The sequence below is a fragment of the Bacillus sp. SM2101 genome, from assembly GCF_018588585.1.
Taxonomy (GTDB): Bacteria; Bacillota; Bacilli; order Bacillales; family SM2101; genus Nanhaiella; species Nanhaiella sioensis.
Genome location: NZ_JAEUFG010000035.1, coordinates 17,098 through 38,123 on the forward strand (window position 1 = coordinate 17,098; position 21,026 = coordinate 38,123).

The following is a 21,026-nucleotide window of genomic DNA, read 5'->3' on the forward strand; positions in this document are numbered from 1 at the left end:
AAACGAGATTACTAGCCATCATATCAATCAATGTGGAATAATTGCGACTGATATCGTCACATTTCCTGATTTTTTCTTTACTAATAGTAGCTCCTCGGCTCCGCTATACAGCTTCGCTGCAGGTTCACTAACGCCGTATGCGCCAGTATATTTAAATACTGTATTTGATGGCTGTTCTATTGATACATTATTCAACTGCTCAGCTGTATAATAGGTAAAATCCCAATGATTTTTTTCAACAACCTCCAACAAGCCTACTTCATCTTTTTTTAAATCAATTGTGGCAATTGCTTTGACACTTTTTTTTGAAATCTGTAATTCTACTAATGTATCATCTATGACTTGCTCTATTTCATCATAGCTAGTCCCTCGATTACATCCCATCCCTAAGACAACAACTTTAGGGCGATACAATACGCCATTTTTTAAAATTGCCTGCTCTTTAGTTGTGAGCAGCCGATGAGTAATGACAAGGGCTGCTGCTGGATTGCTCGCTAAGGCTTGAGCTATGTCCGAATAAATAGAAATATGATTGGGTATGGGCTTGTCATAGTTCCACCAATTCTTTTCACCTGATTCTTGCACAACTGCTACTTGTTCTTCATTTACGACAGAAGCACTTACAGGTGTGAGCTTTTCTGCTGATTCCCATTGCCAACCAAACCGTTTTCCAAATAAGTCAACTGGAATTGTTTGCTGAACATCTGAAGCTGTTGTAATTACTGGTGTAGCTTGAAGCACAGCAGCTACCTCTTTCGTTAATTCATTTGCACCACCTAAATGACCTGATAACACACTGATCACGTGCTCACCCTTATCATCGATGACAACAACACCGGGGTCTGTTTTTTTATCCTTCAAAAGTGGGGCAATCATTCGCACGACAGCACCTAATGAAATAATCATGATAATTCCTTGATAAGCTTGAAATAGTGAGGGAAGAAGCAGCCTTACGCTACCTTGAAACATTTGAATGTTTAGCTGCTCCTCGTCCCCTTTTGCAAATTTACTCATATAGTAAACATCCGTATTTGAGAATGAAGAAGCGAGCTTTCTAGCTAGATCAACCCCATGCTTTGTTATAGCAACAACAGCATATGTATTCACATGCTTAATAACTGGAAGCTTGTCTTCCCCTAACGACAAAATCACGATTTCACCCCCGGGCGAAATCCGTGGAAAAATTCTTTGTCATATAGCTTTGATCGGTAGTCTTTTTCATGTATATGCTCATCGAGCGCCCAGCCTGCTAAAATCATCGCTTGTTTTCTTATACCATTCTTTTTCATATCTTCATCAAGATGCTCCAGCGTTGATCGAACAATCTTTTGATCAGGCCATGTTGCTTTGTATACTACAGCAACAGGTGTCGCTTTGCTCCAGCCAGCCTCTAGTAGTTCATTTATAACCTTTTTAGTTAATGTTGCGCTTAAAAAGAAGGCAATCGTGCAATGATGGCGAGCTAAATCTTGTAATTTTTCACGGTCAGGTACAGGTGTCCTTCCTTCTGCCCTAGTTAAAATAACCGTTTGTGTTAAATCCGGTATTGTCAACTCGGCACCTAATTCAGCAGCTGCTGCAAAAACAGAGCTTACACCAGGAACGATTTCTATTTCCACTCCCTCACTTTTTAAAAGTGAAATTTGTTCCATTATCGCTCCGTAAACGGCTGGATCTCCTGTGTGAACCCTTACTACTTTTTTTCCTTGCTTCAACCTGCTTACCATGATATCTACCATTTCTTCCAAATGCATACCAGCTGTTTTGAGCACTTCTGCTGTAGGCTTCGATTCCTTTATTAACTCTTCACTAACTAGCGAATCAGCATACAAAACAACATCTGCCTCTTGAAGTAGCCTTAAGCCTCTGACAGTTATTAAATCACTCGCACCAGGTCCTGCTCCAACGATATATAGCTTCATTTTCTCACCACCATTAACGTTAAATACTCAAGATCTACACCTTCGAGTTCTTCTACATTCCAAATAATTTCTTCATTTGAGGTTACCTTCGTCACCACTGAAGCTTTATCTAACAGTTGCAATTCCTTTAACACGTTGATCATAAGGTCTATCACTTTTGCAACCTTAATAAATATGACACAATCATTTTCTTCAATCACTTTTTTCATCGCTTCATAGTCATCTCTAGCAGGGATGATTGCTACATGATCATCTCCTTCAGCTAATGGAATACCAAGCCTAGAAGCTGCACCATTAATTGATGAGATACCAGGTACCGTATGAACTTTTACTTCTGGATATCGTTTCTTCATCACATTCAACATTTGAATGAAAGTACTGTATAAAAGCGGATCTCCTTCTGTTACAAAAGCGACGTCTTTTCCTTGTTGTAGCTTTTCCCATACCTTTTCCGCTGTTAAATTCCATTCACGCTCTAAAATGCTCTTATCCTTTGTCATAGGAAACACTAACCCAAGCATTTCCTTTTCGTTCGGATTCACATACACATCGATAATTTGATGAGCATAGCTTTTACTTCCTTTGCGTTTCTTTGGATAAGCGATTACTGGCGATTCCTGCAAAGTACGAAAAGCTTTTACCGTAATCAACTCAGGGTCACCTGGCCCTACTCCTAGTCCGTATAATGTTCCAGTCATATAAGCTTTAAGCCCCTTTCTTCTTTGTAGCCGTAATTATATATATTGGATTTAATGCGTCGAATCTTGTTAAGTTCAAAATCGGCTTGCTCCTTGAGACTTGTGCCAAAATAATTTCAGTATGAAAGCCATATTCGTTAAACAAGGCATTTGCTTCTGATAAGTTCTCAATTGTCACAGCATTAAGCACAATTCTTCCATCTTCTCGTAATTTATTACAACAAATTTGTAGTATGTTACGCATGCCACCAGCTGTCCCTCCAATAAAAACAGCGTCGGGATCAGGGAAAGAATCGAGGCCATCAGGTGCTTTTGCGTTTACTACTGTTATATCTGTACGGAATTTACGTATATTCAACAAACAATTTTCAATATCAGCTTCATTTTTCTCAAGCGCAAACACTTGCCCTTCTCGAGCAATTCTCGCAGCTTCGATAGCAACTGACCCAGTACAAGTCCCAATATCCCAAACGACACTATCCAGTTTAAGCTGTAGTGCACTTACACTTAGCGTTCTGATTTCCTTTTTCGTAATTAACCCTTTTTCGGGCTTTCGTTGGGCAAACTCTTTATCATTAATTCCTAAGCTCCAAGCGGGGCTTTCTGCCACCTTTTTCAGAATGACAATATTAAGAGGTGAAAAAACATTGTCCACGATGTTATGGAGCTCATGAAGATCATACCAGCCACACCTTTCCGACTCTCCACCAAGGTTTTCAGCTACAAAAGCACGATACTCTACCATGTTGTAAAAAAGTAGGTACGTAGCTATGGCTGAAGGCGTATTTGTTTCATCTGTCAAAATAGCTACTTTGTCTTTGCCGTCTATTTTTTGTGCTAGACCTTGCATCTTTCTTCCATGTAAGCTTGTTATATATGCATCCTGCCAGCTCTCACCCATTCTCGCAAATGCAAGCTGCACTGAACTAACATATGGATAAATTTCTAGCTGAAGTTTCTTTGCCAAATAACTGCCGATACCATAAAATAACGGATCACCCGAGGCGAGTACAACGATACGTCTCGATTCACTTTCAAGGCGTTCAACAAGTGAACGTAACCTTCCCTTAATCACTACCTTTTCTCCACAGTAATCAGGAAAAAATGCGAGCTGCCTTTCTCCGCCAACAAGCACTTCACTTTCATAAATCCATTGTTCATATGTAGAAAGGAGACTTTGTTTCCCTTCATCCCCTATACCAATCATCTTAATCGCTCTCGTCATAGCATTCCGCCCTTCCTAACAGATCACCCTTTAATGTATACAAAGTTGTATCGACATCTACTCCACCGGACATTTCTTGAAGAGCTTGCTGACAACAATAATTACAAAGAACTTCGAAAAAACTATGAAACCCATTCGCGACCATCATATCCCCAACTTGTGAAGCGGTGTTTGCATGTTCAATTTCTTCAATTAATTCCCCTTTCACACCCACCTCGGATGCAACTTGTGCTAAAAAGCCAAAATCGACAGGTGCACTTTTCGAATGAACCATCATCACTCCTTGGGCGACTTTTGAGAATTTTCCCATCATGCCAACCATAGAGACCTTCTTAATCCCCAGACGTTTACACTGCTTAAGGGTAAAACCGACAAAATCACCCATTTCAATAAAAGCCTCATCTGATAAATTAGGAAGCTGTTGCATCGCATATTTTTCACTACGCCCGCCTGTTGTAATTGCAACATGCTCACAATCGCTTGCACGAGCTACTTTTATCGCTTGTACGATACTCGCTTTATAAGCAGCAGTAGAAAACGGTACAACGATCCCTCTTGTACCTAAAATAGAGATACCACCTAAAATTCCAAGTCTTCCATTAAGTGTTTTTTTGGCTATTTCAACACCATCAGGTACTGATATAACGACCTTTATTCCTTGGTGAATGTGAAATTGGGTTAACACTTCTTCAGCAGTGGATCGGATCATTTTTCTTGGAACAGGGTTAATTGCGGCTTCTCCAACTTCGATAGGTAACCCTGGTTTTGTTGCTCTACCAACGCCTGCTCCACCGTCCAACTCAATGCCAGCAGTATTTTTCCAGCTTACTGTTGCTTGTATTAAGGCACCATGAGTTGCATCTGGATCATCACCAGCATCCTTAATCACACCTACAGTTACGCCGTTCTCATGAAAATCACAATGCTCCATTTGGAAGGTAACAAACTTTCCGACCGGAAGATAAATCGTTGCATCGGTTTGCTCTTCCTTCGTAATTAATGCTGTGAGTGCTGCTTTCGTAGCTGCTGTAGCACACGATCCAGTCGTATAACCTTGTCGTAATTTTTTTTCCGTAGACTGTTTCTGGTCTTTCATACTTATCCTCTATCAGCAAGAATTGAAATTGCGTTTAAAGCTGCAACTGTTACGGTACTTCCACCTTTCCGACCTATGTTCGTAATAAATGGAACATCCAACTTAGCCAGCTCCTCCTTTGATTCAGCAGCTGAAACAAAGCCTACTGGTAAACCGATAATTAACCCCGGTTTCGCCTCGCCTTCTTTTATTAGGCGAATAAGCTCTAATAGCGCTGTTGGCGCATTTCCAATGGCATAAATGCCTCCGTCAGCTTCTTTAATTGCTTTGCGCATAGAAATAATTGCCCGTGTTGTGTTAAGCCTTTTTGCTTCTTCCATCACGTCAGCATCTGATATATATACGTTAATATCGCAGCCATATTTTTCTACCCGCGGCTTGCTAATACCCACTTGTACCATTTGTACATCAGCAACAATTTTCTTACCGCTCCGAATGGCTTGAATACCTGCTCCAATAGCATCTTTATGAAACACAAGACTTTTCCCTAGTTCAAAGTCAGCCGAAGCATGAATGACACGTTGAACGACAGGGTATTGCTCTTCGGAAAACGGGTGCTCCCCTACCTCCTCATCGATCATTTCAAAGCTTCTTCCTTCGATTTGCTGTGGCTGAACAGTTTCCGGTTTAAATTCAGTGCGAAAATCCATTAAATCGTCCTCCTTATATGTTCTGCACTTCCATTTCTTTTAGTTGCCTTAATACTTCATCAAAAGATGAAAAAGTAAGGCCGTACTCAATACTTGGTCGTTTGATCACGATTGTTTCTATATCTAGCTCAGCAGCTGCAGCTAGCTTTTCATCAACAGACCCAACCTTCCCACTCTCTTTCGTAATCATCAATGTAACACCGTATTGTTTGTAAAGCGCTATATCAAACTCTTTCGTGAACGGACCTTGAATGGCGACAATATTCTTCTGAGGAATACCAAGCTGCTCACACTTTTCCATATTATCTTTGCGCGGTAGCATTCTAGCAATCAAGCGAGTGTTTGGTAAATTTAATAGCTTTTGAGAAAAAACTTGTAATGTTTTACTCCCCGTCGTGAGCATAATCACGCCACCCTTGCTAGCAGCAACCTCAGCTGCTTGTTCATAGCTCTCGACTGTGATGACTTTTTCTCGCTTAATAATATGCTCTCGCTGCCTCTCATACCTTATATACGGGATATCCGCAGCTCTAGCTGCTTGTATAGCATTTCTAGATGCTTCCTCTGCAAATGGATGACTAGCATCCACAATCGTTTCAATGTTTTGTTGTTGAATAACTTCTACCATCTCTTCTGCAGTTAACCTCCCGACCTTTATAGGAAGTCCAGCTTTTCTTAGCTCTATCGCTGCACTATCTGTGACAACCGTTGTAAGCAGGGAGTATCCGTCATTCTTCATAGATATCGCAAGTTCTCTTGCGTCACTAGTACCGGCTAAACATAAAATCATTTAACATGCTCCGTTTTCACGTCATGATGGTGATGATGGTGGTGACCGTGATCATGATCATGATCGTGATGGTGGTGATGATCAATATGTTCCATCGCCTCTAAACGATACAGACACGTATCGCAATTCATCTTAACTTCATCTTTTAACGCTTCAGCTATGCGGTCATGCAAAATCAATTCAAGTTTTGGATGAAACCCAAAATATTCTGCTAACACAAATTCTACTGATGGGAATTCTGTTTGAAAATCTGCCATCAACCGCTCAAGACGTTTAATTAATATACCTGTAAATAAAAAGTATGGTACGACAACAACTCTTTTGGCTCCTAGCTTTATACATCGTTCAATACTTTCACGAATAAGAGGATCAGTGACGCCCATAAAAGCAGGTTCTATAATCTTATATTTTAGTCGTTCCCACAGTAGTCTTGTAATTTTATACAAATCACTATTCGCATCAGGGTCGCTTCCTCCTCGACCTAACAAAATTACTGCTGTATGCTCTTTAGGATCATCTATCTTCTCTCCAGCCTCTACTAGTCTATTAGTACAGATGTCTAGTGCTAAATCATGAACTCCTATCGGCCTACCGTAAGTAAAAGCAATATGAGGGTACTTCTCTTTTGCCTCATCAATTGCTGCAGGGATATGAATCTTTGAATGGCCTGCTGGAAGTAGCATAATTGGAATGACAACAATATGCGATGCCCCTTTGTTCACACAAGCTTCCAGCCCTTGAAGTATATTTGGTAACTCAAACTCTAGAAAACACGCTTCTACTAATAAACTATCATCTATACTAGGTTTCATATTTTCTATAAACTTTAATACTTGTTCATTTCCTTCTGGATCTCTACTTCCATGACCAACAAATAACACTGCCTTCATTGATATTCCTCCTTTTAATCAGCACACGGTACCGGTTCAATTGATAGATCTGGTGACACATCTTTAAACTGGTAACCCTGTATTTCCTTTACACGTTTATAATATTTATGAAAACGCTCGTTCGGATGCCCCTTCTCCTTATACTCTCCTACGATATTTTGTATTAATGGAACCAGACGTTCAGGTTCAATCCCTTCTGCGACTAGTTGTCCAGCATGAGCAGTTCTACCAACGGTTTTCGCCCCGAGAAAGAGATCGAATTTGCCTTTGCGAAATACGATGCCAATATCATCATTCACTGCACCATAGCAAGCCATCGCACAGCCGTTAAAACCGATATGAAGCTCCTTTGGAACATCAATACCACCAATTAATGCTTGTATTTCCTCAGCCTGCGGTATGGAATCAAATTTCTCTCCATCACAAAAATCACATGCCTTCATAGTCGCTACATCACCAACCGGTGCAAGTAAAAAACCAACATCCGTTAGTTTATTTGTGACTGTTTCAGGGCTTGAAGTAGGAATATGAAGTAAAATCTGGTGATTGATTGTATACTCCATCTTTCCTTTATCACCAACAACATCTGCAAGAACAAGCATTTGCTGCGGCGTAAACTTTTTGTTAACGACACCTGGACTGACAGCTACTTCAAAAATTGACTCAATATTTGTTCCTACATATGTTGACCTCTCTTTCGTTACCCCTTTGTCTTGATCAACCATAGCAATTGCCTTATTTGCCATATCTAAAGCTGAAGGAGACTCTTCTTTACCTCCGTGCAATGCCCAAGGTTCGTTCTCTCTTTTTAGTCGTTCATGTGGTTTCAACTTCTGCTCTTGTGTTTGCAATGTGTATTTTCTTTGGTAACCTCTTGGCGTAATCATTTTGTTATCATACATAAACGTAGTGGAATTCCCAATAATCACAGTTGTTAACATACCAATATCGTGATCAAGCATATCCCGTAAGGTCGTCATAACGACATGCTGTCGATCTCTGTATGCACTTTTTACTAAACCAACTGGTGTGTCTTGAGAACGGTATTTTAATAGAATTTGTTGCGCTTCAACAATTTGTCTCGTTCGCTTCCCACTCTTTGGGTTGTAAAGAGCGATGACGAAATCAGCCTGACCGGCTGCTTCAATTCTTCTTTCGATAAGCTCCCAAGGAGTCAAATGATCACTTAAGCTAATCGTACAAGCATCATGCATAACAGGAGCACCTAGCAACGACGCGCATGAATTAATTGCAGAAATCCCTGGAACAACCTCTACCTCAACTCCATCAAGTTCTGACCATCCTTTTTCAATTAACACCTCGTATACTAAGCCAGCCATGCCATATACTCCAGCATCTCCGCTTGAAATTACAGCCACATATTTTCCTTCTTCTGCTAACTTAACCGCTGCTTGTGCACGGCTTACTTCTTCTGACATGCCTGTGCTTACTATTTCTTGATCTGTTATAAGATCTGAAATGAGATCTACATATGTTTTATAACCAATAATACAATCACTTTCAGCGATGGCTTCCTTGGCCCTGTTAGTTATATGTTCTTCACTACCTGGCCCGAAACCGACAATGAGCAATTTTCCCTTCAAGCTAATCCCTCCTTATTATTCATTTATTTACCACTGCTTTTTCTTTCGAAATCCCAAGTGGACGATCACCTTGTAACTGCATCCCCGTATTTGTTGTTGTATAGCTCATCGCATGTGTAAGGGGCTTTCCTTGTGCAAGGTGTTCGGAAACAATCTGGCGACCTAGTTCTGGTGTAACCTTCTCGTACCACGTACCCTCTGGATAGACGATTGCTACACACGCATCCTTACATCTACCATTACACCTCGTTCTTGTCGTATGAACAGTTGAATCGAGACCTAGCCTTTCAATTTCTTCACGAATAGCTACTGTAGCTTCTTCACCACCTTTTCTCATGCAGCTTGAACCATTACATATCAACACGTGGTGTTTCGTCCCTTGTAAATTCCATGTCGTCAATTTCATCCTCTCCCTTCAATAAAGATGTAAAGTTCTATATTTCTGCTAAAAGCTTCATTATTTCATTTTTTGTTTTTGGAATGGTGCATGAATTAAATCGATCTTTCACTCTTAACTGTTCGAAGACATCAATGATCCACGGTTTCTCTAAGTGACTTTTTTGTAAAATCGCATCGTCTCGAAATACTTGATCAGGTTTGTCTTGAGCTATGATCCTCCCTTCATTCATTACAATAATCTCATCAGCCCATTCATAAGCTAAATTCACATCATGTGTAGACACAATCATTGTTTTGTTCTCTGTTTGAATATCATGTAATACATTCATAATTTTCTTAGCATAGTATGGATCTAGCCCTGCTGTCGGTTCATCTAATACCATGAGCTTCGGCTCCATGGCCACAATTCCCGCAATGGCAACTCGTTTTTTTTGGCCAATGCTTAAAAAATGAGGTGGCTTTTCTTTTAAGGCAGTCGTTTCCGTTAACATCATTGCCTTGTCCACAGCTAGCTCCACTTCGCTCTCAGAAAGCCCCATATTTTTAGGTCCATATTTTATATCTTGATAAACACTAGATGAGAATAATTGAGAGTCAGAATCCTGATATACAATCCCTACCTGTTGACGTAATCTCTTTATCTCTTTGCGCTTGTACCGTAACGTTTCACCTTGAAAACAGATGGAACCACTCGTCGGTTGTAAAATCCCATTGAAATGTAAAAACAATGTTGACTTTCCAGCCCCGTTATTTCCTAACAAAGCAATTTTCTTTCCTTGTTCAATAGATAGAGAAATATTGTTTATAGCATCAGTCCCATCAGGATATTGGTATGTAATGTTTTCAAGCTCTATAATTGGTGTACTCATTAAACAAAACTCCTTTTACATAGCTGATGCTACGAATGTAAGCGTCAGCATTGATATCGCTACGATCCCCCAGTTCAGTGGATGATATTTATAGCTGCTTTCAATTTCATAATTACCATCTTGTCCACCACGTGTATCTACAGCTATTTGTAGTTCTTTTGCGTACTTCATAGACTTTACAAACACCCCTACTACTAGCTGACCTAAAGAATAAATCGATAGACGGTAATGTTGATAGCCAAGTCTAGAAGCTTGTGCGATATAGACTTCTTGAGCTTTATCTAAGAGTACAAAAATAAATCTATATGTGAATGCAACGAGTTCAATAAATAGTGTTGGTAGTTTCATTTTCTGTAGGAGCCATAAAATATCATGAAGCGGCGTAGATAATATTAAGAAATACATGCAACTTACAGTTGAGAAAACGGTAAAAAACAGGCTTGTAACAATTGATATATTATCTGTAGATATATACAACTGCCACGTACCAAAAGTCATTGACCATAAAGAATTAATTACTTTATAGTCATACGGTGCAACCGAAATAAGAATAGGTATAATACTTGAAAGCAAAAAAAATGATGGTAATAAAAGTAGTTTTATATAATCACGTACTGAGATTTTCGCACCAAAAACTATTGCCATGCTCATGATTAACAAAGTTATAACAGCAATAACTTCACTTTTTGTAATAAGACAGAAAAACAAAAATAAAAATGTGAAAACTGCTTTCTCAATAGGGTGAACATGTCGTAGCTGATTCAAATAAGCAAGCTGGTCAATCCGAAGCATGCTCCACCTCACTAGAAGATTCAGTGGAGAATTTTTTTCGTGCTCTACCATAGCCGATGACATAGCCGATTATAATTGCACCTATGGCCGCTTGTAAGGAAAATAGCAAGCTTTCTATCTCACCGCTTGGTGGCTCCCATAATACGTTGAACCAAGGCTCATAATTAGGTGCTATTTCACCAATTGCTTCTTCAGCTTGTCCATCTGCCCCACCAAATTCAGCATCCTGCTGTAGTACTAAAGGAACAATAGCCAACAAGATGACCAACACTATCAATATCAGGTTTTTCATTAATTAACATACCTCCTTGTTTCAAATAGCTGTTTTCGCATTAATAGTTTCTTTTCGTAATAAAAGCTAAACAAGAATATAACTAGTTCAGAGCAGCTTTTCTTTGTTAAAGTCTATAAAAATCATTTCATACATATGAGTTACTCAAATGTAAGTGAAACAATGGCTGTAGTATAACTAATTGAGTTACTTCTCTTTTTGCTCAACTACCTTGTTGTTCTAAGCCTTTTTTGAACTCATTCTAACTGCTGGAACATTTAATAGCTGTAATTCTCGAACATTGTATTTTGCAAGCAAGTTCATAACTACTACTGTTAATAGCCCCTCACTCACTGCTAAAGGAATTTGTGTGAAAGAGAAAATCCCAGCAAATTTGATAAATGATGCTACAACTCCTCCAACCTCAGTCGGAAATGCCAGAGCTAATTGAAAAGCTGTCACAGTATAAGTACAGAGATCTCCTAACATGGCTGCTAAAAAAACTGAGACTGCAAAAGAGAAATTTACTCTTAAGCCTGCTTTAAATACGAAATATGTAACCATTGGTCCTACAACAGCCATTGAAAATGCATTTGCACCGAGTGTTGTGATACCGCCATGAGCGAGCAATAATGATTGAAACATTAATACAATCGTCCCTAGTACACTCATGACTGTTGGACCAAAAAGCACAGTACCTAGCCCAACACCAGTTGGATGTGAACTACTTCCAGTTACAGAAGGGATTTTTAATGCTGACAACACAAATGCAAACGCCCCTGATAGCCCAAGCATCGTCTTCACCTCAGGGTTTTCTTTCACTTTTTTTCGGATGGAGTACATCCCAACAGCCAAAAATGGAATGGTTAAAACCCACCAAAAAATAGCCCACCCAACCGGCAGGAAGCCCTCCATTATGTGCATCGCATATACTGGCCGAAATGAATTCAGCCAAAAATAACTAGTCAAACCAATAACAATTGTTACGAATAGCCAAGCATGTTTTCTTTTCATCAGTGAAGCACTCCCCCATGTTTATAAAGGCTAATTCCAAATATATTGATATACACACGAATATAGCTCGTGGTTACTACACAAAATTAGAAGATTCCGAAAGAGCCTTTATGTAAAATAAAAAGAGCACTCAAACCATAAAGGATCGAGTGCTCAGAAAAAGTCAGTATTAACTATATGTTTACATACTAATTCTTAACAACACCTCCCTATATTCCCGTAGGTTACAATCGTGTTACTTAAACAGGCAGGTCTCCTGACTTATCTTCAACACTTCCTGCGCCTTCCCATTTCTTTACGAAACAGTGACACATATGCAGGTTGCTCAGACTTACAGTGGCGGGAACCGCGTCGGCTTTACACCGAACTTCCCTTTTAAGTTGTACACAGCTTTTACTTATGCACAACACCTGTTTATTTCATCATTCAGTTGTTATAATTCAGTATATTCTAAATTAAATTATGAGTCTAGCTTTTTTCATATCATGTATATTTGTGAAAGGAAATTTCTAATAGTACGTGTATAATATAATAAATATTAATTTGATTTCTAATAAAACAAAGTTAAGGTGACTAACTATGAAAATAGGACAATTTTCTAAAGAAAATAAAATAAGCATAAATACAACTAGACACTACATAGACCTTGGCTTAATAACACCTGAGAAAGCATCCGGACAGTATCAATTTGATGAACAGTGTCACAGAGATGTAAAGGATATTATTTACTTAAAAAACCTCGGCTTTTCGTTAAGTGAAATAAAAACAATCTTTCAATATAAAAGACTTGGCAAATTATCCGCACTAGAAAATAACGAATTTTACAAAGAGATTTTTGTAGAAAAGCTACATACGATAGAACATAAAATAGTCGAATACGAAGAAACGAGACAAAATTTGCAAAATGAACTTACCCAATTAAATACAACGAATAAACCTAAACAGCTTAAAATGGGTATGAGCTTATCAGTGCTCCCACTTTTAGAATGTAAAAAATGCGGCGCTGCTTTAAGCATTAAAAATGGAGACATCGTTAACAATCAAATCTTACATGGTGTTCTTCAATGTAACTGTGAGCATGAACACTTTATTAAAGACGGAATTCTCTTCACCCCACAAACCATTCATCATGCTCACCACGTTAAAAGTCCAAGTCATATGATGAATGAATTCAACTATTTTATATCAGATTACATTAAGGAAACAGATGAAAAATATTTAGATCATCTATATCAGGCTGTTGACTGGTTTTATAAAAGGGTTAATTTTGAACAATTAACGCATAAAATATTGCTCCATCTTGGTACCGGAATTGGTTTCTCATTAAGGCATATCTATAACTCCTTGCCTAAAGATTGCCTCTATATTGCGGTTGATCATGATTACCAACGACATTACGTATTAAAAAGTATTTTAGAAACTTATGAAGAACAGAAAAATATCTTATTTATTTGTTCTGATTTCCTACATATTCCATTAAAAAAAGAAGCAGTCGATTTTTTAATTGATACAGGCAGTTCAGAGCATAGCTTTCAACATGAAAACTTTTTAATAGAGGAAGTACAGCTTTATTTAAAAGAAGAAAGTAATTTAATCGGTGCATATTTGACGTATGAAAACTATCATATAAAAAATGAAATCAATCCGTCTTATAGACAAAACTTTCAACTTAATAACATCAAAGAGAAATTAAAAACTTTACGTTATGACCTTGCCGACGATATGGTCTCTATTCCAGTTGATCAATCCCCTGGAAAGTATGAATTGCAATTACTAGATGGCGAGAAGATGTATACTTATCTTTATTATGGAAAAAGGTTGGGTTAACCCGACCTTTTGTAAATTTCATCTTAAAAAAAACGTAAATACTACCTTGCTATTGCCCTTTCCCGATGAATTAGGATTACTATAAAGGAGGGGGAAATATTGAGGAATAAATTAAGTCAAATGTTTGATCCAAAATCTGATGTAAAAAATTTGATCTTACTTTCATTTGGAAGCATTGTCTCGTTATTTGGATCTTTCGTTTACTCATTTGCTATCAGTTTATATGTTTTGACAGTAACAGGTTCGGGGCTTTCATTTGCAACAAACTTAATATTATCTATTATACCGACCATTATTTTAGGACCTGTAGCTGGAGTTATCACAGACCGTCTGAACCGTAAATTCATACTAGTTTTTAGTGATGTATTAAGTGGCGTGGTGCTTCTTGTTTTATATGTAATTAGTCTTCATGAACTCCATTTATATTGGATTTATGCAATTACATTTATTTTAAATGTCTTCAGTACATTTGCTAGTGTGAGCATCGAATCATCTAAACCAAATATTGTTCATGAAAATAACTTGATGAAGATCAACGCGATCACAAGAATAATTTTTTCAATTTCTTTTACTTTAGGACCAATTATAGGAGGAATGGTATTTGCTTTTGTTAATATAAAAACCTTTATATTAATAAATGCTATCTCCTTTATCATTTCAAGTATAAGTGAGTGCTTTATTAATTTCCGATTCAATGAAAAAAATTCTCCTAACAAAGAAAATGACCACTTTTTCATAGAGCTAAAGGAAGGTTTTTCCTATATTATTTCTCAAAAAAAATTACGAGGCATTATCGTTCTGTCAATACTTGTTAACTTTTTTATTACTTTATCATCAACCATTCCAGTTCCGTTTATTATTACAAATGTTTTAAAGCTTCATTCTACTGCATTCGGAATCATTGAAGCGGCATTTCCAATTGGTATGCTAATTGGATCTATTTTCATTGGAAAATTTATTTCAAAGTTCCATTATCATAAGTTTTTAATACTTATGACTATGATCATCTCCAGTTTAACAATCCTCATTAGTGGACCATTGCTCTTTAACCAAACTTATCACCCTATTTTTTACACAATATTTTATTGTGTATTAAATATAGGCTTTGGGATTTCTTCATCATTTGTGGATATCCCTATCATGACGTTTATTCAACAAATGGTTCCTGATCAGTTAAGAGGGAGAGTTATAAGTACTGGCTTAACTATTGTTAAGGCCATTGTACCGATCGCTATGATACTGTCAGGAACACTACTAAACATCATCTCACCTTATTGGCTACCATTAGTCGGAGGATCAACACTGTTAAGCATAAGTTTATATATGTATTTCACGAAAGAAATAAGATCAATATCGTTGAGACACCATACACAGAATGCGGAAGCACCTTAATATAGTTAAAAAAGTTTTGTAGCTGTATGCGATTAAGTTACTGCATATCAGCTAAGAAATAGCTATTTGCATTTTAGCAGCAAAGGAATGCTAATTTAATAGGCACTTTTTGTTAGGCTTTTTTCGATTGTTTTTCCTATTAATAAATATACATGAGAACAACTCAAGCTTCGGGGCATCTTTTCTTCTAAAAAATATTGATATAACAGCAAACTATATTAAAACAGCTTTTTGTTATCTTTGTTACTTTATTTCACTTAAATTCGAGCAACTGATATGTAGGGTATGGTTTTAATAGTCTTCGTGAAAAAAGATGCCACCAACTGCTTTATCCGTGTTTATATCTTAGTAAGAAAAGAAACGAGCTGAGGAAAAAAACAATATCAAACATAAATGAAGGTGATTATATGAAAACAAACTTATTTTTTGTGCGCCATGCTCATGCTACTTATACACCTGATGAATTAGGTAGGCCTCTGTCTAAACAAGGTCTATATGACGCAACTCAAGTAACATCTATTCTTAAAGACGAAAAAATCGATATCGTCATATCTAGCCCTTTCAAAAGAGCGATACAAACAGTTGACGGTATTGCCCAGCATAGAGATATGGAGATAGTACTAAAAGACGACTTTAGGGAAAGATTATTGTCTGACGGACCAGTTGAAAACTTCCTACAGGCTATAACAGCCGTTTGGGAAAATGAGCAGCTTTCATTCAAAGGTGGGGAATCAAATATAATTGCTCAGGCACGAGGTGTAAAGGTAACTAAAGAGATATTATCAAAATATGAAGGTAAAAATATAGTCGTCGGTACACATGGCAATATTATGGTATTAATCATGAATTACTTTGACCCACAATTTGATTTTGCCTTTTGGAAACAACTCACCATGCCAGATATTTATAAATTATCCTTTGATGGACATGAGTTAGTAGATGTCTATAGATTGTGGAGTTCTCAAAATCATTAACAGGATCCCTCATTAAATAGACTCGCTGCTTCACCCGTTGTATCAAAAGAGATGAAAACCGTAGATGCATTTGTATCTACGGTTATTTACTAAAACATGAGCATTTGTTAATTGAACTCATTACTAATTTTAGTTTCATAAGGTAATTCTTTAGATTCATTTGGCTGATTAACAGATAAGTTCGTTAAATTAAGCTTAATGCTAACCATAGCACCGACTATTATGATGATTGCAGCTGTAAAATAAGTAACGATTAATGATGTGTAAGTGACCAAAGGTCCAGCAACAGCCGATCCCACTAGCATTCCTCCAATAAATAATGGAGTTAATATTCCATTTGTTCTCCCTATATACTTTTCATCTATCATTTTAATGATGAGCATTCCAAGCATCGTTTGCCACATGGCTAATATTAAGCCTGTTATAAAATTCATTGTCGCTGTTAATACAAACCATACAGACAAAACCTCTATGATAAGTGAGAAAGACAAGAAACATAACCCTCCGACAATTACCCTTTTCATCTTAAACTTGTTGCCTAATATAGCAGCCATAATACTTCCAACAAACATTCCTATGCCGGCTAGCATATAAAGCCATTGAATACTCTCTTTATCCAGGCCTAAACGATCAATAACAATGAAAATGTCCAACGGTTGAACAATACCTGCTCCTAATCCAATGAAAACAAAAGCAATTGCAATAATACTTAAATTTCTTGAGTTCTTTACGTATCGAACTCCATCTTTCAATTCTTTAATAAACCTAGAAGAGCTATGTGAGTGCTCTTTATGCGGTGTTGGTAGGAACAATAATGTGATAGACGAAATGAAAAATGCAATCGTGATACTTACTAAGGAAGCGGTAATGCCAAACCAACTGTAGATTAACGTTCCGATAATTGGACCAATGATTAAAAATAGTGCTTGCAAGCTTTGAATAATTCCTATTGCAGGAGCAACCATATCTTCTAGAATATGTTTTTTAAATATTATGGAAGATGAAGGCTGTGATATTTGGCTAACAACACTAGAGACAAGTGTAGCTAGAAAAATAACCTGCCAATTTCCGTTATTCACAAATAAGATGATGATGCATATGGATAAAGCGCTAGCGAAATCCCCTAAGATCATTGTCTTTTTAGGATTCCACCTGTCTGCTAACGCTCCTCCAACAAAAGAAAAAAGAAAAATCGGGGTGTATTCAATCACAGTTAGCAATGAAACATAAATTGCATTATTATCAGTTAATTCCATTACAAAAAACAATAATGCAATGTTTCGAATCCAAATAGCACATTGCTGAATTAAATCCGTGAAAAGAATGATTTGGAAAACTCTATTTGATAATAACTTCATAAATAAAAACCTCCTATAATAAATTGTTTAATTAAATTAAAATTTAAGTATACTTAAATTTTAATGAAAAAAATTGTAAATTATTTATTTCTGACCAACATTTATTGAACCTAAAGGCTATTTTTGTAAGACTTGTTGCTATTATGACCACTTATGTACTATAAGAAGTGGCTTTATAAGTGAGTCATCATGTTACAGAAGAAAGATGCCAGGAACTCTAGTTTGCACGTGTTTTTTCATAACCACATTTATGGGTCAAATCACAATATTTACAGGTCAAATACTTAGTTATATATGAGCCAAATCACCAAAAACAACAATCGACGGGCAAAAAGCCTAAGTAACTTAAAATTTAAATTATATAAATATTTAATTATACTTAACTATAATACAAAAATATATAGTTAATATTTTTCTTTTTGTTGAATTTCTGTAGCAATATTGTAAAGCTTCTGTTGTAAATCAACTAAATTTTCTAAATCATTTTCATTTAGTTTTGAATAATATTTTTTGATGATATATAACTCGAAATTAGCCATTATTTGATTGTATTCTTTTCCTTTCTCGTCTAGATGGACAATGATTTCTCTTCGGTTATTAACATTGATCTCTCTTTTCAAAAAGCCTTTTTTCTCAAGTTTACTTACGAGTTGAGTTGCGGCACTAGGTGTGATGGAAAAATGGTTTGAAATCTCATTGTTTGTTAGTGAATTTGCGTTTAACAGTTCCAATAAGATACTTTGCTTTGTAGTTAAATTTAGAAATTCTTTATTAGCAAATCCATGATATTCTTCCAAAAATATTGTATTTAAAGCATCTGAGGAGTGTTTCAATTTTTTATAATAAATAGCAGTAATGTCATCCATATAATCACCTTTGAAGTTTGAAATTGACTTTTATTGTTGTTTTCGTACTAAGACTCTTTTCATCCATAAAGAGTGCATGGTCTCTCATATAGCCTCATTGTTTACAATGCTAATTTACTATCAATAGCGATAAAGCTTACGAAAAGATCCTTTTAATTTCACCTTTATTATAAACTAACACAAACAATTAAGCAACCTTAAATATTAACTGAATTAAAATAAAATCGAAGTTAATCTTTTTTATACATGGAAAAACCGTAGATGAGCATTATCTACGGTTTTACGCTCTTTACTTAGTATGACCTTATTCTGAAGGCATTGTAAAGTAAACATAGTCTGATTCATAAGTAATTTGGTCTTGAGTTATCCCCCATTTAACAAGCATTTTAACTCGATATTCTGTGTCAAAATCCGCTTCTTTTGTCCAAACATCATTCCAATCAGTCGGGTTTAAAAGTTTATAATCCGTGTAACCCCATTGTCCATTTGGATATAACTTCTCACGTCGTAAATAAACATACTCTGGGCCACCTACATCGTCAACATTTGCGAGTAAATCAACAATCATTAGATTACCGCTACTATAGATCCCCTTAATTTCAACTGGTTTTGGCATTAGATAATAGCTCCAAGGGGAAGCATATTTCTCATTACCCACTGAATTTGTAATCATTAGTTTCATTCTGTATTGCGTATCCCATACAGATTCTCTTTCCCAAGTTGATTTACCAGTCACGTCATAATCAGTATAACGCCATATCCCATCTTCATATAATTTTTCACGTCTTAAGGTCACAGTATCGCCACCGCTTATGCTTACTGCTAAATTCAGCTTCATCATACTAGTAGTATGAGATAAATCCGTAATCATTGCTGCAGGTGGTTCTTTGCCGACTAGAGTCCATGGTGTAACTTGCCCTTTGTCCAATAGTACTTCTCCGTTTTCTTTTAATTCCACTTGAGGAAGAAGCCATTCTACTGTTGAAGGAAAGTATAGTTCATTACTATGCAAATAAACTGTAGGAGCGTATTTTTCAGCATATTCTTCTGCTTTTTGTAATTTTTCTGGATTCGCTCCTAAGTCCGTAATATCATTATTATGACTTGCACCTGTCACATCCCTAAACCACCCTTTTGACACTCCTGGCCCTTTTGGACTATCTGGGCACGAAAGATTGCACAGATCCACGGCATCAGACGTTCCACTTTCACCCCATCTGCCTTTAAAATCCATCCATGGCGTATTTTGTTGATTGAAAATAATAAAGTTATCGTCAGCGATATCCCATTTATGTCCTCTATTTGTATAATCATTTCCAAACCCACTTAATCTACTATGCTTCCCTTCAGTCCAATAGTTTGCATGACTTTGCTCAGCAGAATATATAACAGGGTGAGTAGGACCATTTTGAAATTCAAACTTAGATGAGTCAGTCCAATCATGTTCATTATCATGAGCTGAAGGAAGTATGCTTTCAATTTCGCTTGTGTCTTTATTAACCAGTATCTTTACCCCTTCCCAGTCACCTGCATGAGCACCACTTGGAATAATACCTAGCCCTCCTATACTACCATTATATGGATAAAAAAAGCGGTAGTTTAAACCTATATAATCTTCATATTCTAGAACTTGGACATACGCTTTTGCTGTTTGTAAGTTACCCATTCTAACAAAGATACTCGGGTCCATCTTAAGGTATTGATCAGATTCTGCTGCATTGGCAGTATTGAAGGTTACAAAAGGAGAGAACAGTAGAACAATTAACATAATAATGAAGGTTTTTTTACTTTTATTGACCATTTCACTTCCACTCCCTTTTCACATATTTTTCTAGACCATGCTATTGACTATGATCGCTAGCAATTCTAGTTTCTTGTATACTACAAGAATTTTATCTTTTATCAAACTTACAGAATGACATCTATCACCCTATTTCGACAATATATTCTGAATATTCCTTAGCCATTCGAGCTTTTTTATAGTTGTAAATCAACATATTTATTTTTCCTATATATTTTGACTAACACAATAAACCTCGTCATTAGCTGATGACGAGGTTACAATATCATTGATTATTGGTAGGTAGCGGTAGCTCCATAGCCAGAATTTCTTTAATTAAAGCTTCTTTCTTAAACTTTGTTGTTATTATTATGGTTTTATCCAAGCCTCGTCCTTTAAGGTAGGAAAGATGCACGACACTAGATATCATGTGAACATAGTTTAGTAACAACATAGAATCTTATTGGATAACGCTAAAGATCTCATCAATAAATACTAAACAAAATCTCCACATAAGTACCGTTAGATTTTGACTCTCTTCAAGCGAAGTGAGTTTGTCACAACTGATACTGAGCTAAATGCCATAGCTGCTCCAGCTACCCAAGGTGC

Annotated in this window: 21 protein-coding genes and 1 riboswitch; of the genes, 3 read left to right on the forward strand and 18 right to left on the reverse strand. The window is 36.8% G+C overall.

Annotated features, from left to right (window positions below):
- Positions 1-27: 27 nt before the first annotated feature.
- The 14 genes from JM172_RS21355 to JM172_RS21420 all read right to left on the reverse strand — a co-directional run bounded on the left by JM172_RS21355 (position 28) and on the right by JM172_RS21420 (position 12,220).
- Complete coding sequence (locus JM172_RS21355) at positions 28-1,152, reverse strand: cobalt-precorrin 5A hydrolase (protein ID WP_352223976.1); 1,125 nt, start codon at positions 1,150-1,152, stop codon at positions 28-30.
- Positions 1,149-1,922 (reverse strand): precorrin-4 C(11)-methyltransferase, encoded by a 774-nt coding sequence (gene cobM, locus JM172_RS21360; protein ID WP_214484389.1) that lies wholly within the window; start codon positions 1,920-1,922, stop codon positions 1,149-1,151. The genes JM172_RS21355 and cobM overlap by 4 nt, the downstream gene beginning before the upstream one ends.
- On the reverse strand, positions 1,919-2,620 hold the full coding sequence (cobI, locus tag JM172_RS21365; RefSeq protein ID WP_214484390.1) for a precorrin-2 C(20)-methyltransferase: 702 nt from the start codon (positions 2,618-2,620) through the stop codon (positions 1,919-1,921). Before cobI ends, cobM begins: the two co-directional genes overlap by 4 nt.
- Before the next feature lie 7 nt (positions 2,621-2,627).
- Entirely contained in the window at positions 2,628-3,845 is a 1,218-nt protein-coding gene (cbiE, locus tag JM172_RS21370; RefSeq protein ID WP_214484391.1) for a precorrin-6y C5,15-methyltransferase (decarboxylating) subunit CbiE, read from the reverse strand.
- Positions 3,829-4,941 (reverse strand): cobalt-precorrin-5B (C(1))-methyltransferase, encoded by a 1,113-nt coding sequence (locus JM172_RS21375; protein ID WP_214484392.1) that lies wholly within the window; start codon positions 4,939-4,941, stop codon positions 3,829-3,831. Before JM172_RS21375 ends, cbiE begins: the two co-directional genes overlap by 17 nt.
- A gap of 2 nt (positions 4,942-4,943) precedes the next feature.
- A complete protein-coding gene (locus tag JM172_RS21380; protein WP_214484393.1) occupies positions 4,944-5,591 on the reverse strand; it encodes a precorrin-8X methylmutase in 648 nt (215 codons plus the stop codon).
- A gap of 13 nt (positions 5,592-5,604) precedes the next feature.
- Entirely contained in the window at positions 5,605-6,381 is a 777-nt protein-coding gene (cobK, locus tag JM172_RS21385) for a precorrin-6A reductase (RefSeq protein ID WP_214484394.1), read from the reverse strand.
- Positions 6,378-7,271: a sirohydrochlorin chelatase gene (locus tag JM172_RS21390; protein ID WP_214484395.1), complete on the reverse strand. Its 894-nt coding sequence runs from the start codon at positions 7,269-7,271 to the stop codon at positions 6,378-6,380. The genes cobK and JM172_RS21390 overlap by 4 nt, the downstream gene beginning before the upstream one ends.
- A 14-nt stretch (positions 7,272-7,285) precedes the next feature.
- Positions 7,286-8,875 carry a precorrin-3B C(17)-methyltransferase gene (cobJ, locus tag JM172_RS21395; RefSeq protein WP_214484396.1) on the reverse strand — a complete coding sequence of 530 codons (1,590 nt, stop codon included), beginning with the start codon at positions 8,873-8,875 and terminating at the stop codon, positions 7,286-7,288.
- Positions 8,876-8,894: 19 nt separating this feature from the next.
- Positions 8,895-9,275 (reverse strand): (2Fe-2S) ferredoxin domain-containing protein, encoded by a 381-nt coding sequence (locus JM172_RS21400; protein ID WP_214484397.1) that lies wholly within the window; start codon positions 9,273-9,275, stop codon positions 8,895-8,897.
- A gap of 34 nt (positions 9,276-9,309) precedes the next feature.
- The gene (locus tag JM172_RS21405) at positions 9,310-10,143 is read right to left on the reverse strand and encodes an energy-coupling factor ABC transporter ATP-binding protein (protein WP_214484398.1); all 834 of its coding nucleotides are present in this window, start codon (positions 10,141-10,143) and stop codon (positions 9,310-9,312) included.
- A 15-nt stretch (positions 10,144-10,158) separates the two neighbouring features.
- Positions 10,159-10,935 carry a cobalt ECF transporter T component CbiQ gene (cbiQ, locus tag JM172_RS21410; RefSeq protein ID WP_214484399.1) on the reverse strand — a complete coding sequence of 259 codons (777 nt, stop codon included), beginning with the start codon at positions 10,933-10,935 and terminating at the stop codon, positions 10,159-10,161.
- Complete coding sequence (locus tag JM172_RS21415; protein WP_214484400.1) at positions 10,922-11,227, reverse strand: energy-coupling factor ABC transporter substrate-binding protein; 306 nt, start codon at positions 11,225-11,227, stop codon at positions 10,922-10,924. Before JM172_RS21415 ends, cbiQ begins: the two co-directional genes overlap by 14 nt.
- Positions 11,228-11,446: 219 nt before the next feature.
- Positions 11,447-12,220, reverse strand: a complete 774-nt coding sequence (locus tag JM172_RS21420; RefSeq protein ID WP_214484401.1) for an energy-coupling factor ABC transporter permease — start codon at positions 12,218-12,220, stop codon at positions 11,447-11,449.
- A gap of 229 nt (positions 12,221-12,449) precedes the next feature.
- A riboswitch (cobalamin riboswitch) is annotated at positions 12,450-12,649 on the reverse strand.
- A gap of 150 nt (positions 12,650-12,799) precedes the next feature.
- Here JM172_RS21420 and JM172_RS21425 point away from each other — a divergent pair.
- The 3 genes from JM172_RS21425 (at position 12,800) to JM172_RS21435 (ending at position 16,413) form a co-directional block, all read left to right on the forward strand.
- Positions 12,800-14,047 carry a MerR family transcriptional regulator gene (locus JM172_RS21425; RefSeq protein WP_214484402.1) on the forward strand — a complete coding sequence of 416 codons (1,248 nt, stop codon included), beginning with the start codon at positions 12,800-12,802 and terminating at the stop codon, positions 14,045-14,047.
- 99 nt (positions 14,048-14,146) lie between these two features.
- Complete coding sequence (locus JM172_RS21430) at positions 14,147-15,439, forward strand: MFS transporter (RefSeq protein ID WP_214484403.1); 1,293 nt, start codon at positions 14,147-14,149, stop codon at positions 15,437-15,439.
- A gap of 407 nt (positions 15,440-15,846) precedes the next feature.
- On the forward strand, positions 15,847-16,413 hold the full coding sequence (locus tag JM172_RS21435) for a histidine phosphatase family protein (protein WP_214484404.1): 567 nt from the start codon (positions 15,847-15,849) through the stop codon (positions 16,411-16,413).
- 107 nt (positions 16,414-16,520) lie between these two features.
- Here JM172_RS21435 and JM172_RS21440 read toward each other — a convergent pair whose 3' ends face one another.
- The 4 genes from JM172_RS21440 to JM172_RS25715 form a co-directional block, all read right to left on the reverse strand.
- Positions 16,521-17,771, reverse strand: coding sequence for an MFS transporter (locus JM172_RS21440; protein WP_214484405.1), 1,251 nt, complete (start codon positions 17,769-17,771; stop codon positions 16,521-16,523).
- Between the two features lie 404 nt (positions 17,772-18,175).
- A complete protein-coding gene (locus tag JM172_RS21445) occupies positions 18,176-18,637 on the reverse strand; it encodes a MarR family winged helix-turn-helix transcriptional regulator (protein WP_214484406.1) in 462 nt (153 codons plus the stop codon).
- A gap of 304 nt (positions 18,638-18,941) precedes the next feature.
- Positions 18,942-20,438, reverse strand: coding sequence for a Vps62-related protein (locus tag JM172_RS21450; protein ID WP_214484407.1), 1,497 nt, complete (start codon positions 20,436-20,438; stop codon positions 18,942-18,944).
- A 501-nt stretch (positions 20,439-20,939) separates the two neighbouring features.
- A partial coding sequence (locus JM172_RS25715; protein ID WP_483297270.1) for a hypothetical protein occupies positions 20,940-21,026 on the reverse strand: 87 nt, incomplete at its 5' end.

Coding starts and splice junctions, on each gene's coding strand:
- JM172_RS21450 (WP_214484407.1), bottom strand. CDS start 20,438: ATGGTCAATAAAAGTAAAAAAACCTTCATTATTATGTTAATTGTTCTA.
- JM172_RS21415 (WP_214484400.1), bottom strand. CDS start 11,227: ATGAAAAACCTGATATTGATAGTGTTGGTCATCTTGTTGGCTATTGTT.
- cobK (WP_214484394.1), bottom strand. CDS start 6,381: ATGATTTTATGTTTAGCCGGTACTAGTGACGCAAGAGAACTTGCGATA.
- JM172_RS21445 (WP_214484406.1), bottom strand. CDS start 18,637: ATGGATGACATTACTGCTATTTATTATAAAAAATTGAAACACTCCTCA.
- JM172_RS21425 (WP_214484402.1), top strand. CDS start 12,800: ATGAAAATAGGACAATTTTCTAAAGAAAATAAAATAAGCATAAATACA.
- JM172_RS21435 (WP_214484404.1), top strand. CDS start 15,847: ATGAAAACAAACTTATTTTTTGTGCGCCATGCTCATGCTACTTATACA.
- JM172_RS21380 (WP_214484393.1), bottom strand. CDS start 5,591: ATGGATTTTCGCACTGAATTTAAACCGGAAACTGTTCAGCCACAGCAA.
- JM172_RS21420 (WP_214484401.1), bottom strand. CDS start 12,220: ATGAAAAGAAAACATGCTTGGCTATTCGTAACAATTGTTATTGGTTTG.
- cbiE (WP_214484391.1), bottom strand. CDS start 3,845: ATGACGAGAGCGATTAAGATGATTGGTATAGGGGATGAAGGGAAACAA.
- JM172_RS21390 (WP_214484395.1), bottom strand. CDS start 7,271: ATGAAGGCAGTGTTATTTGTTGGTCATGGAAGTAGAGATCCAGAAGGA.
- JM172_RS21405 (WP_214484398.1), bottom strand. CDS start 10,143: ATGAGTACACCAATTATAGAGCTTGAAAACATTACATACCAATATCCT.
- cobI (WP_214484390.1), bottom strand. CDS start 2,620: ATGACTGGAACATTATACGGACTAGGAGTAGGGCCAGGTGACCCTGAG.
- cbiQ (WP_214484399.1), bottom strand. CDS start 10,935: ATGCTTCGGATTGACCAGCTTGCTTATTTGAATCAGCTACGACATGTT.
- JM172_RS21375 (WP_214484392.1), bottom strand. CDS start 4,941: ATGAAAGACCAGAAACAGTCTACGGAAAAAAAATTACGACAAGGTTAT.
- JM172_RS21440 (WP_214484405.1), bottom strand. CDS start 17,771: ATGAAGTTATTATCAAATAGAGTTTTCCAAATCATTCTTTTCACGGAT.
- cobM (WP_214484389.1), bottom strand. CDS start 1,922: ATGAAGCTATATATCGTTGGAGCAGGACCTGGTGCGAGTGATTTAATA.